The 12,397-nt window shown below is 57.5% G+C and carries 10 protein-coding genes; 8 read left to right on the top strand and 2 right to left on the bottom strand.

The genetic code is table 11. The features are described 5' to 3' along the window. The first annotated feature begins 190 nt into the window (after positions 1–190). The 8 genes from COMA2_RS04085 (at position 191) to COMA2_RS04050 (ending at position 10,031) form a co-directional block, all read left to right on the top strand. Positions 191–682, top strand: coding sequence for a hypothetical protein (locus tag COMA2_RS04085; protein ID WP_090894907.1), 492 nt, complete (start codon positions 191–193; stop codon positions 680–682). 260 nt (positions 683–942) lie between these two features. Further along, a complete protein-coding gene (ppdK, locus tag COMA2_RS04080) occupies positions 943–3,780 on the top strand; it encodes a pyruvate, phosphate dikinase (RefSeq protein ID WP_090894905.1) in 2,838 nt (945 codons plus the stop codon). A 26-nt stretch (positions 3,781–3,806) separates the two neighbouring features. Beyond that, the gene (gene ribD, locus COMA2_RS04075; protein ID WP_090894904.1) at positions 3,807–4,895 is read left to right on the top strand and encodes a bifunctional diaminohydroxyphosphoribosylaminopyrimidine deaminase/5-amino-6-(5-phosphoribosylamino)uracil reductase RibD; all 1,089 of its coding nucleotides are present in this window, start codon (positions 3,807–3,809) and stop codon (positions 4,893–4,895) included. Then, positions 4,892–6,181 carry a carboxylesterase family protein gene (locus COMA2_RS04070; RefSeq protein ID WP_090894902.1) on the top strand — a complete coding sequence of 430 codons (1,290 nt, stop codon included), beginning with the start codon at positions 4,892–4,894 and terminating at the stop codon, positions 6,179–6,181. Before ribD ends, COMA2_RS04070 begins: the two co-directional genes overlap by 4 nt. After that, entirely contained in the window at positions 6,178–6,990 is an 813-nt protein-coding gene (locus COMA2_RS04065; protein WP_090894900.1) for a hypothetical protein, read from the top strand. Before COMA2_RS04070 ends, COMA2_RS04065 begins: the two co-directional genes overlap by 4 nt. Further along, positions 6,987–8,156, top strand: a complete 1,170-nt coding sequence (locus COMA2_RS04060) for an MFS transporter (protein WP_090894899.1) — start codon at positions 6,987–6,989, stop codon at positions 8,154–8,156. The genes COMA2_RS04065 and COMA2_RS04060 overlap by 4 nt, the downstream gene beginning before the upstream one ends. A 158-nt stretch (positions 8,157–8,314) precedes the next feature. After that, on the top strand, positions 8,315–8,968 hold the full coding sequence (locus COMA2_RS04055) for a riboflavin synthase (RefSeq protein WP_090894897.1): 654 nt from the start codon (positions 8,315–8,317) through the stop codon (positions 8,966–8,968). A gap of 580 nt (positions 8,969–9,548) precedes the next feature. Continuing rightward, on the top strand, positions 9,549–10,031 hold the full coding sequence (locus COMA2_RS04050; RefSeq protein WP_090894895.1) for a helix-turn-helix domain-containing protein: 483 nt from the start codon (positions 9,549–9,551) through the stop codon (positions 10,029–10,031). Positions 10,032–10,202: 171 nt separating this feature from the next. On the opposite strand, the gene COMA2_RS04045 is transcribed toward COMA2_RS04050, so the two are convergent. Further along, positions 10,203–10,427: a hypothetical protein gene (locus COMA2_RS04045; protein ID WP_090894894.1), complete on the bottom strand. Its 225-nt coding sequence runs from the start codon at positions 10,425–10,427 to the stop codon at positions 10,203–10,205. Positions 10,428–10,431: 4 nt separating this feature from the next. Beyond that, the gene (gene acs, locus COMA2_RS04040) at positions 10,432–12,321 is read right to left on the bottom strand and encodes an acetate--CoA ligase (protein ID WP_090894892.1); all 1,890 of its coding nucleotides are present in this window, start codon (positions 12,319–12,321) and stop codon (positions 10,432–10,434) included. Between the last annotated feature and the right edge of the window lie 76 nt (positions 12,322–12,397).

Below are 12,397 nucleotides of genomic sequence, written 5' to 3'. Positions count from 1 at the left end.
CGAATTGCCTCGGCAGGGAAAAACGATCTCACAAGCTCCGGCAGGCTGTTCAAAAGGCCTTCCAGCGGGCCGCGGCGAGCGAAGAGGCGAAGCGTATTCTCTCGTACGTTGAGCCTGGGAGCGACGTGAGAATAAAGCGAGGGTCTTTTTCAACAGCCCGGTAGCGAGGATCGGAAAAACAGGAGTCGCCATGGATCAGCCGATGACGGACGAGTGCCGTCGGGCGGACAAGATCCGACGATTTTCTCTTGCCGTCTCGCTGGCCCTGATGGTGCTCTGCAATGCCGTTCTTCTCGGTGGGGTCGCGCTCAGCGGCATTAATCTGGACGATTTGGTGAAGACGCCGGATTTCTTCAACGCGAAGCAGGACGTGTGTCTTCGACTCACGTGGCAATCGATGCCTGGAGCGAGTGAACCAGTCCGACTTTGTTCGGAATGGTTGAATCTCTCCGACCCGAGTGGAACGACCCATTTTCTTCAGCCCGACACGAAGCTCAAGAAGGGGCTTGACGGCCGATACTACGTCGATCAAGGTATCCAAGCTGACTACCGATTATTGATGCTGATGCTGTTTGTCGCCGCTGTTATCATCGGCGGCGTGTGGGCGAAGTGGTTTTTGGTGAACCGCTATCGGATCCGTCTGGAATCAATCGACGGTCGTCGCGCGTCGCCCGCTCATTGATATGCATTTTCCCAGGGGGCTGCGGAGTACTTGGTAGATGTCGGTAACTTGGCCGGAGTTTCCGTACGGTGTTCACACCAGATAACTTCAGGATGCTCGAAAAGGCTGTCCAGCAAGGCCACAGCGAGCGAAGCGGCGAGACGTGCGCTTGGGGTACGTTGAGCCGCTGAGCGAGGCGACCTGCCTCGCGAAGCCGCTTCGGCAAGGCGGGGAACGCCGCTGGAGGACGTTTTCAGTATCCTGCGGGAAGGAGAAGGCACGTGGCAAAGAAATACGTCTACTATTTCGGCGACGGCAAGGCCGAGGGTACGTCGAATATGAAGGAGTTGCTGGGGGGCAAGGGCGCGGGATTGGCGGAGATGACCAATTTGGGCATCTCGGTCCCACCCGGGTTTACGATTTCGACGGAAGCCTGCGTCGAATATTACAAAATCGGCAAGAAGTATCCGCCCGGCATGTGGGATGCCACATTGCAGGCGCTCAAGCGTGTCGAACGCTCAATGGGGATGGGGTTTGGGAATCCTGAGCGGCCGCTGCTGGTTTCAGTCCGATCCGGGGCTCGCGCCTCGATGCCCGGGATGATGGACACGGTGCTGAACGTCGGTCTCACCACGAAGACGGTGGAAGGATTGGCGGTCAAGACCAGAAATGACCGGTTCGCTCAGGATAGCTATCGACGATTTGTGGCGATGTTCGGCAGTATCGTGATGGGTGTGCCACGCGAACATTTCGAAGCGATTCTGAATCTCAAGAAAGAAGAAATGGGCGTGAAACACGAGACGCAGCTGGATGCGCGCGCGCTGCGCGACCTTGTGGAGCGGTTCAAATCTTTGGTCAAGGAAGAAACGGGCCATGCCTTCCCGGATGATCCGAATGAGCAGTTGAAGCTGGCGATCGACGCGGTGTTTTTATCCTGGAACGGCGCGCGCGCGATCACCTACCGCCGGCTGAACGGCATCCCGGATCACTGGGGGACGGCGATCAACGTCGTGGCCATGGTGTTCGGCAACATGGGCGACACCAGCGGCACCGGGGTGGCGTTTACGCGCGATCCCAACACGGGTGAGCGGAAGTTTTTCGGCGAGTGTTTGATGAATGCGCAAGGCGAGGACGTGGTCGCCGGAATTCGGACGCCGCTGCCGGTCACGGAATTGGCCCGAACCGTGCCTCCCGCCTATAAAGAGCTCGAGCATACCTACAAGCGATTGGAAAAACATTACCGCGACATGCTCGACCTGGAATTCACGATCCAGGAAGGCACGCTGTATATGTTGCAGACGCGGGTCGGGAAACGCACCGGTATTTCCGCCGTGCGCATCGCCGTCGAGATGGTCAATGAAGGCTTGATCACCAAGCGCGAGGCGGTGCAGCGGGTCGGTCCGGATCAGCTTGCGCAGTATCTCTATCCGATCTTCGACACCCAATCCGAAGCGGGTTCGACCCCATTGGGCAAGGGATTGCCGGCCGGACCCGGAGCGGCCGCGGGAAAGATCGCCTTGACGCCGGATCGCGCCGTTGAAATGAAGGCAGCCGGGCAGCGGGTCGTGCTGGTGCGCGACGAAACCAGCCCCGACGACATTCATGGCATGAACGCCGCGTCCGGGTTCGTGACGGCGCGAGGCGGAATGACGTCCCATGCGGCGGTGGTGGCGCGACAGATGGGTAAAGTGTGCGTGGCCGGGTGCGAAGCGGTCGAAGTCATCGATGCCCAATCGGTGCGGATCGGGTCGAAAGTGTTCCGGGAAGGCGACTATCTGTCCGTGAACGGATCGACCGGGAATGTGTATGACGGCGACATTCCCGTCATGGAATCCGAGATCATTCAGGTGGTGCAGGGGAAGCTGGATGCGAAGCGGTCGCAAAAATATCAGCTCTTCTCCACCATCCTCTCATGGGCGGACAGTGTGCGGACGATGAAGGTGCGCGCGAATGCCGATGTGCCGGACCAGGCCAAGATCGCCCGAGGATTCGGCGCCGAAGGCATCGGGCTCTGCCGCACGGAACATATGTTCTTTGCCGAAGACCGTATTCCGATCATGCAGAAGATGATTCTGGCCAGGACGAAAGAGGATCGGGAAAAGTATCTGGAGCAGTTGTTGCCGCTGCAGAAGCAGGACTTCATCGGACTGTATCGCGAGATGGAGGGGTTTCCGGTCACCATTCGCCTGCTTGATCCGCCGTTGCATGAGTTTTTGCCGAAGCGTGAAGAGTTGATGGTGGAGATCGCTCAGCTTGAGTTGACCGGCGAGGACGGTGTCAAGCTGGAAGAGCAGCGGCGTTTGCTTGCGCGGGTCGAAGAGTTGCATGAATTCAATCCGATGCTGGGGCTGCGCGGATGTCGACTGGGCATTACGATGCCCGAGATCACGCGGATGCAGGCGCGCGCCATTATCGAGGCGGCCTGCGAGTTGGCCAAGGAAGGCAAGAAAATCGTTCCGGAGATCATGATTCCGCTGGTGGGCATGGTGACGGAAATGAAGTCGCAGAAGGATCTCATCCGCGAAGTCGCGCAAGAGACCATGAAGCGCTACAACGTGAAGCTCTCGTACCTTGTCGGGACGATGATCGAATTGCCCCGCGCGGCGGTGACGGCCGAACGGATTGCCGAAGAGGCTGAATTCTTCTCGTTCGGGACGAACGACTTGACCCAGACGACGTTCGGATTCTCCCGCGATGACGCCGCGAAGTTCATCGACCACTATCGAACGGTGAAGATCATGGACGCGGATCCGTTCGCCACGCTCGATCGGGAAGGTGTGGGTTCGCTGATGAAGACGGCCATCGCCGGAGGGCGCGCGTCACGGCCGGGGATCAAGCTCGGCATCTGTGGCGAACACGGCGGAGATCCAAGTTCCGTGGAGTTTTGCCATCAGATCGGGTTGGACTATGTGAGCTGTTCGCCCTTCCGCGTCGCCATTGCGCGGCTGGCGGCGGCACAGGCCGCGATCGCCGAAGCGGACGCCAAGCCACCGGCGGCGCCTAAGCAAGCCGCGACGACGCGCGTCAAAATGAAGATGAAACCCGCGAAGGTGTCACAGTCTTCAAAGCGGGCCAAGCCGGCGCCCAAGGCGCCTTCAGGCAACCGCAAGAAACGGTGACGGACCGCGCACGAGACCTCCGTTATATGACCCTGGCGCTTCGTCTTGCGGCGAAGGGCCAGGGAACGACAAGTCCGAATCCGATGGTCGGAGCCGTCGTGGTTCGTCAGGGTCGAATCATCGGCCAAGGGTTTCATCTCCGACCCGGGACTCCTCACGCAGAAATTCTCGCCCTTCGGCAGGCAGGAAGCCGGGCCAAAGGGGCGACGCTCTATGTCACGCTCGAGCCGTGCTGCCATCTCGCAAAACGAACTCCGCCTTGTGTCCCTGAAATTCTTCACTCCGGCGTCCGCCGTCTGGTGATTGCGATGCAAGATCCGAATCCATCCGTAAAGGGAAAAGGAGTGGCCGCGCTTCGGCGAGCTGGACTCTTCGTCACGGTCGGAGTGGCTCAGCGAGAGGCGGAGAAACTGAACAAAGCCTACTGCCATTGGATGAAAACGGGCCGTCCCTATGTGACGCTCAAGGCGGGCATGACGCTCGATGGAAAACTGGCCACCGCCACGGGGGAGTCGCGATGGATTACGAGCGAGTCGTCCCGTCGCGAGGTCCATCGACTTCGCAGTAACGTGGATGCTGTTCTGATCGGAGTCGGAACCGTTCTGGCCGATGATCCCTCGTTGACCGCGAGAACGGGACCGCGACTCGAAAAGCCGGCACCGAAGCAGTCTCTTCGCATTGTGGTCGATAGTCGCTTGCGTACGCCCCTCAAGGCACAGGTTCTGGCACAACAGGACAAGGCTCAGACGATCATCGTCACAACGGCCGCGGCTCCGGCAGCTCGACGATCGGCCCTGCAAAAGAAAGGCATCGAGATTCTCACCTTGCCCGCTCTGCAGGGCCGTGTTTCATTGTCCGCTCTGCTCAGAGAGCTCGGTCGGCGCGGTATCATGTCCCTCCTCGTGGAGGGGGGCGGTGAGGTCAATGCGGCGATGCTGAAGGCAAAGCTGGTCGATCACGTTCGCCTCTATCTGGCGCCGCTACTGCTCGGCGGGCAGAATGCCAAAGGACTTATTGGGGGAGAGAGCCCGGCACGACTTGTCGATGCGATAGTATTACGACATGTCGTGACACGGTCCGTCGGTCAAGATGTTGTGGTGGAAGGAGATTTGTGATCCTCCGGCTATGGAGTGTGATCCTGTCGGTGCTCGTGGCAGGCAGTGGCGCGCTCGGCTTTGCAGAATCGTCGGTTCAACCGACCGAGGGGCTTGCTTCACTCGTCTATCGATTTCTCGATACGGGTGAGGCGAATGAAGCCGAACATCTCTTGCAGACTATTCTGTCCGATGACAAGGCCTCAGTCGAAGTGGTTTCTGAAATCATCGGGAGGGAAGGCGCGTACCAACGTCAACCCGTCGAGATTCTTCCTCGTGAACAGATCATCGTTCGTGGGCGTTCCTACCCGTTGTCTCTGTTCATTCCCGCGTCGTATCAGACTTCGAAGAGTCACGCCCTCATTGTGTGTCTGCATGGATACGGTTTTACGGGTGAAGAGTATTTGGAGCGGTGGCGAACGAGGTTGGGCGAGGGCTATCTCGTGGCCTGTCCGACCTATCCGTCCGGCGCGTGGTTTACCAGGCATGCCGAGGAGTTGGTATTGGAAACGATCCGAGAGGTCCGGCGGCAGTACCATATCGATCCGGATCGGATCTTTCTCACGGGTATGTCCAATGGTGGGATCGGTGCGTGGTTGATCGGGATGCACCATGCGTCATTGTTTGCCGGTCTCGCGCCCATGGCCGGCGGATTGGACGATGTGTTACTGCCGTTCCTGGGGAATCTTCGCAATACGCCCGTGTATATCATTCATGGAGCGAAAGATCAGGTCATGCCGGTGAGGCTGAGCCGGTCGATCGTCCACGAGTTGGAGACACTTGGTTATTCGCATGTGTACCGCGAACATCAGCGCGAGCATCCCGTCGCAGGAGGTCACTATTTTCCGAAAGAAGAGTTGCCCGATCTTCTCGCCTGGTTCAATAGCCGGCGCCGCGAGCCGTTGCCTGCGCGGCTGACCGTCGTGCGCGATGCCGGCCACTTTCAATCGTTCGCCTGGCTTCGGATCGACTCGACCGACCCGATCGCGGCATTCTCGCAGGACTTGGTCGACAAGCGGGATGAACGAATTCAGCGGCGTGAATATGCCAAGGTGGATGCAGCGATCGTAGGAGCCAATCGGATTGAGGTAACGGCTGATCGGGTTCAACGGTACAGCCTGTTCTTGAACGATCGACTCATCGACTTCTCCAAGCCGCTCACGATCGTCACCAATGGACGTCTTTCATTCAGCGGCGCCGTATCGCCGTCGGTGGAAACGTTGTTGCGGCAGGCCAGGCTCCGACAGGATCCCCAACAGCTTTTTCCCGTCCATCTCACCATCGCCGTTGAAAAGCTCACCCCATGAGCTCCGTTGGGCGGGTCAAACGACACATACTTGGAATAGCCATTGCCGGACTCGGAGCGGGACTGCTCCTCTCTCCTGAGCAGGGGAAGACAGAATCGTGTTCCTTATCGCGTGATCATGCCGGGCTGACGTTTCCTGTTGAACGAGTGGATCCGGCCTGGACCTGCAGGCTGCAACCCATTGTTCAGAGCCATACGACTGAGAGCAAGGTAGGGCCAATCCGAACCGCTCTATCCGAATCGATGTATCGGCATCTCCTGGATCACCCTCCATTTACCGCTTCGTTGATCTGGCGGCTCAATCTCGGCCGCTATGAGTCGGAGATGAGAGGGCCGGGAATATTTTGGGGAGATGACGGCGATGGGACCAAGGGCATCGTTCAACTGGTCTACGAGGACCTTGATTCGCGCATGTACTATCTTGAAGGGTCGCATGAGAGTCGGTTGCTTCCCCATGTGACGGGAAAAGCGGTCGTCTTTCTCAGGATAGGTGTGACGCGAGATGCGAACGGGAATGAAGCGACGGACAATACGTTGGTGGCGTACACCAAGTTGGACAATCGTGTTCTTTCAGGGTTGGTGTCCCTCCTGCATCCGCTTGTTTCGAGGATAGTGACGAGTCGGTTGCAAAAAGGAGTGGAAACGGTGAATCGATTGGGTGTTGCGATGAGGCAAGACCCTCAGCGGGTGTTATCTGAAGCGGCGAGGCCACCGTCGTTACCCGAAGCCCAGGCGGCCTTCCTGAGACATGCGTTGAGCGCCGACCCGGACACTGACAAGGCCCTTCCACCCAGCAGATCTTTCCCATGACGACATCCCGCAGTTTCGCGCTGATCTGCACGGTCGGCATCTTTTGCTTCATCAGCTACAACATGGTGCGGATGCCCGCACTCTCTTTGTTCGCCGAATCGCTCGGCGCGAGCCCAGAACGGATCGGTCTGATCGTATCCGTTTCGACCTTAACAGGCGTCTTGCTGAAGCTACCTTCCGGCGCCCTCTCCGACATCTACGGACGGCGTGTCTTGCTGCGGATCGGCGTGGTGGCGTTCGGGCTGCCGCCGTTTCTCTACCCCTTCATTACGAACCTGGATGCGCTGACGGTCTTACGGTTCATGCATGGGTTGGCGACGGCCATCTTCGCCCCGAGCGCCCTCGCCACCGTGGCGGAGCTCTATCGGGAACGGCGTGGCGCGGCGCTTGGGACCTATACGGCCTGCACGCAGTCCGGCTCTCTCCTGGGCCCCTTTCTCGGTGGGTACCTCATCCATGCGGCAGGATTCTCCACGGCGTTTGTCACGGCCGGTGTCTTCGGCTGCATCGGCATGGCGTTGTTCTATAGTCTTCATCTCGATGTCTCGGTGCCGCAAAGAAAGGAACAGGGGACGGCTGTGGTGCTGTCCGAAATGTGGAAGGGATTTGCCGCCGTCGCCAAAAACAACAAAGTCCTGATCACCAGCATGACCGACGCCGCCAAGATGATTGCGAATGGAGCCCTGATGGCCTTTTTGCCCTTGTACGGGGTCTCAGCGGGATTGAATCCCGGCGAAGTCGGTCTGTTGTTTTCCGTCCAAGCCTGCACGTCGTTCTTTTCCAAACCGATCATGGGACGGATTTCAGATCGAGTCGGTCGCCAGCCGCTGATCATGCTTGGCCTACTTATTTGCGCCGGAACCTTTGTCTGCATCCCATATGTCGCGCTGTTTCCCGTCTTGCTCCTGCTGTCGGCGGGATTCGGCTTCGGTGAAGCGGTCGTATCCTCGTCCTCCTCGGCGCTGGTCGCCGACAGCTCCGAGTTTAAGACGCTCGGAGCCGGGATGGGGATGCAGGGGACGATTATGGATATCGGGCACGCGAGTGGACCGTTGCTGGCCGGACTCTTGATTGCGAACCTGAGTTATCCGATGGCCTTTGCCGTGATCGCGGGGATACAACTGACGGCGGCGGGTGTATTCTGGGTGGCGATGAAACGAATGTAGACGCTGCTATCTTGATCACGGCTACGATATAATGGCCCCGTGATGAAGGAGATTGCGGTCGAGAACCTCGTGATCGGCGGGCTGGCCGGTCTGGGCGTTGTGGTACTGATCGTGCTGTTTGGCTATGTGGTGAAACAAATCATCCTGAGGAAAGACTGATGTTCTCCGGCATTGTCGAAGAAATGGGCGCCGTGACCGTTCTGAGAAAAACGCTTGCGGGAGCCAGGCTCACGATTCTGGCCTCGACAGTGCTGGACGACCTGAAGATCGGTGACAGCGTGAGCGTGAATGGAATCTGCCTCACGGTCGTCTCGAGAAGCGAGCGCGACTTTTCCGTGGAGGTCTCGCCTGAAACACTCTCGGTGACGACGCTCGGAGGATTCGCTGTGGGAATGCCGGTCAATCTCGAAAGGGCTATGAAGCTCAATGAGCGCATCGGCGGGCATCTGGTGGCTGGTCATGTGGATGGAGTGGGTGTCATTCGCAACCGGCAGCAAGACAGCAATGCCATCCTGTTCACCATCGGAGCGCCTCCGGAGATCCTGCGCTATTGTGTCACAAAGGGCTCCATTACGGTCGATGGCATCAGCCTCACAATCAATGCGATGACCGAGCAGGGGTTCAGCGTGGCCATCATTCCACACACGGCGAAGGTGACGATCCTTGGCCTCAAGCAGGTGAATGATCCCGTCAATCTTGAATCTGACCTCATCGGCAAGTATGTCGAGCGTCTGCTCCAAGAGCGCGGCCAACTTCCTAAATCCACCATCAGTATCGATACAGAGTACCTGCAGAAGCGGGGGTTGATCTGATTTCATAGCAGTCAGCCTTCAGCTCGCTAGAGAGAGCGCGATGAGATGCCGTCGCAAATAGATCGGCTCCCCTGGTTTTCGACCGCCCCGTCCCAATGCAGTCACTCCTCGATGGTTGAAATATCCCCTGGGTCTTGTCCAAGTTCTTTCGCTTTGAGCACGCGGCGCATGATTGTCCCGGATTGGAGCAGAAAACGTGTCGAGGAGCCTTTCCCCATCGCAACACATGGAAGGAGAGTTGGACCTGCTGTCTGATCAGACCCTTGACGGATTTGAGAGGCGATCGGTGATGTTCGTGAAGCAGCTTGTGCAGTCGAGGGGACTTCTTCCGCTGTGGAGGCATCCATGGCGCAGTCTTGACAAATGATACCGCTAAGGGTAACACTTGATCTGGGTAAGATTCGCCGGGATGGCTATATTTTTTTCACCTGGAAAAGCGATCATTCTCCCCGACATGTGCATGTGTATCACGATGGCGTGTTGGTTGTGAAATGGGACTTGGATCATAGTACGTCCATGGCGGGAAGGCCACGCGAAGGCTTCGAGGATTGATCGCCGAGTTAGAACGCGAGAGACTTTTATGAGAATCCAATCCGTGACTCATAATAACCGAAAAAAAGCGTTCCACGTGAAGGCGTCGAAGAAGACGTTCTACTTTCCCTATTCCAAGGTTGATCCTCAACCGACCCTCGACGATCCGATTGTGCAGCTTGAAGTCGACAAGGAGCTGGGACGAGAAGGGTTCACATATAGGCTGGAATCAGGCAAGGAAGGAACTGTCCATAGCGAGCAAGTGTTGGAGTACAACCAGGATCCACGCTACTTACGGAATGCGCTCCTGTACAAGTTGACCATTGAGTTGCAGAAACGAGTCAAGGCGAGTGCTTTATCGAAGCGTGAAATGATCAGGCGGCTTGGAACATCAGCCACACAGTTCTATCGTCTGCTCGATCAGACAAACTACTGCAAGTCCATCGATCAGTTGCTGTCCTTACTGCATGTCTTGGATTGTGACGTAGATCTCCTGGTGCGAACGAAGACTGCGTCAGGGAAGGCTGCATAACTTCTGTGTTGTGCCGATCCATCCCCCTCTTCTCGCGGCTCAAGTCGAGATTGCCAAGCGCTGAGCTGCCACGGTTTCCGGTATCCGTTCGCCACGCATCTTCGCGCAACTACACGCCAGAAAGATCTCTTCCCTTCTTTTGCCGCTCGGCAGGATCGACCGATTTAGAAGTTACCGCTGACTCTGTGCCGATGAGCGGTAGGTAAAGTAGAGGATGATGCCGGCCAGGATTGAGACCAGAATCCCAAATCCCATCTGCGCCCCGAAGCTCACCGGGCCCACGTAAATCTTGTAGAGTTGCAACAGCACTACGGGCAGGCCCACCGCTAGAGAGAGCGCGATGAGATGCCGTCGCAAATAGATCGGCTCCCCTGGCTTTCGACCGCCCCGTCCCAATCCGTCACTCCTCGATGGTTGAAATATCCCCTGGGTCTTGTCCAAGTTCTTTCGCTTTGAGCACGCGGCGCATGATTTTCCCGGATCGAGTTTTCGGCAGGGACGACACGATGTCAATTTCAGAGGGGACGCCGATCTTCCCCAGCTCTTTCAAGACTTGATCTTTGATCGATTTGATCAAGGCCGGACTTTCCTCCTCTCCCTGTTTCAAGATGATGAAGGCCTTGATGGATTCACCGACTGTTTTGTGTGGTTTTCCGATGACCGCCGCTTCTGCGACGGCGGGATGGCTGACCAATGCGCTTTCCACTTCGGCCGTGCCAAGCCGATTACCCGCGACCTTGATCACATCATCCGCCCGACCCATGAACCAGAGGTAGCCGTCCGAGTCTTTGTGACAGACATCCCCGGCTGTATAGCAGTTGGGAATCGTATGCCAATAGGTTTCGTACCGTTCAGGGTCCTTGTAGATGGTCCGCATCATGGAGGGCCATGGTTTTTTGATGACGGCAAAGCCACCGGCGTTCGCGGGGAGGCTGTTACCCTCGCGATCGACGACATCGGCTTCAATGCCAAGGAATGGGCGCGTGGCCGAGCCGGGTTTCAGCGGCACGGTGGGAAGCGGGGTAATCAAGATCGATCCCGTTTCTGTTTGCCACCAGGTGTCCATGATGGGTTTGTCCCCGCCCGTCACGCGGTGATACCATTCCCAGGCTTCCGGGTTGATCGGTTCTCCGACGCTCCCGAGAATACGAAGCGTCGAGAGGTCGAATTTTTTCGGCCAGTCTTCGCCGTAGCGCATCAGCAGTCGTATGGCGGTCGGGGTCGTATAGAAAATCGAGACTCCATACCGTTCAATGAGATCCCACCAGCGTCCGGGATTCGGATGGTCGGGTTTCCCTTCCGCGGTCAGAATCGTGGCGCCATTGAGGAGCGGACCGTAGACGATATAGCTGTGACCTGTGACCCATCCCGGATCTGCCACGCAGAAGTACACGTCATCCTCTTTGAGGTCGAACACATACTTCGTCGTCGTATAGGTGCCGACCATGTACCCGCCATGGACATGGACGACCCCCTTGGGTTTCCCGGTTGTTCCGGACGTGTAGAGGATATACAGCGGGGCTTCGGCATCCAGTTGTTCCGCTTCACACACCGGTCGCTCACATTCAATCCACTCCTTCCAGTCGATTTCCTTTTGGGCGGAAAGGGCTGGACCTTGGACTTCGCGGCGTACGACCACCACATGGTCGATCGTCGGGCAGGTTTTGACGGCTTCGTCCACCACGGTTTTTAATTGGATGGTCTTGCCGCGGTCGAACCCGACATCAGCCGTAATCACCAGCTTGGCTTCTGCATCGTTGATGCGGCTGGCAAGGGCGGGGGCGCTGAATCCTGAATAGACGACGCTGTGGATCACGCCGATTCTGGCGCAGGCCAGCATGGCGATGACTTGTTCGGGGATTTTCGGCAAATAGATGGTGACACGATCGCCTTGCCGGAGGCCAAGTTTTTTGAGGGCGTTGGCGCAACGGTTCACCTGTCGGTACAGTTCGGCATAGGTGAAGATGCGTTCTTGATCGTTTTCCCCCACCCAGATCAGGGCCACTTTGTTCTTGCGCCAGGTTTTGACATGCCGGTCCAGGCAGTTATAGGCGATATTGCATCGTGCGCCGACAAACCATTTGGCCCATGGATAGTTCCACTCCAGCACTTTTCCCCAAGGAGAAAACCACTCCAGTTCCTTGGCTTCACGGTCCCAAAACGCTTCAGGGTCGGCGATGGATTTCTTGTACTCGGTTTCGTAGTCTTTGATACGGGCTGCGGCTATTGTCTTGGCGGTGGGCTGGTACGTCCGACTCTCCTTCAACAGGGTCTCAATCTTTTCGCTCATGGCGGTCGCGTCTCCTTCCTTAGCACAGTCCATCGTCGCGCGTAATTATGGAGAAAGTCGGAGACGCCTGCAACCA

This window comes from Candidatus Nitrospira nitrificans (genome assembly GCF_001458775.1).
In the GTDB taxonomy this organism is placed as follows: domain Bacteria; phylum Nitrospirota; class Nitrospiria; order Nitrospirales; family Nitrospiraceae; genus Nitrospira_D; species Nitrospira_D nitrificans.
Note: the sequence above shows the minus strand (reverse complement) of the source record. Positions and strands in the feature narration are given on the sequence as shown.

Coding starts and splice junctions, on each gene's coding strand:
- COMA2_RS04085 (WP_090894907.1), top strand. CDS start 191: ATGGATCAGCCGATGACGGACGAGTGCCGTCGGGCGGACAAGATCCGA.
- ribD (WP_090894904.1), top strand. CDS start 3,807: ATGACCCTGGCGCTTCGTCTTGCGGCGAAGGGCCAGGGAACGACAAGT.
- COMA2_RS04065 (WP_090894900.1), top strand. CDS start 6,178: ATGAGCTCCGTTGGGCGGGTCAAACGACACATACTTGGAATAGCCATT.
- COMA2_RS04060 (WP_090894899.1), top strand. CDS start 6,987: ATGACGACATCCCGCAGTTTCGCGCTGATCTGCACGGTCGGCATCTTT.
- COMA2_RS04055 (WP_090894897.1), top strand. CDS start 8,315: ATGTTCTCCGGCATTGTCGAAGAAATGGGCGCCGTGACCGTTCTGAGA.
- COMA2_RS04050 (WP_090894895.1), top strand. CDS start 9,549: ATGAGAATCCAATCCGTGACTCATAATAACCGAAAAAAAGCGTTCCAC.
- acs (WP_090894892.1), bottom strand. CDS start 12,321: ATGAGCGAAAAGATTGAGACCCTGTTGAAGGAGAGTCGGACGTACCAG.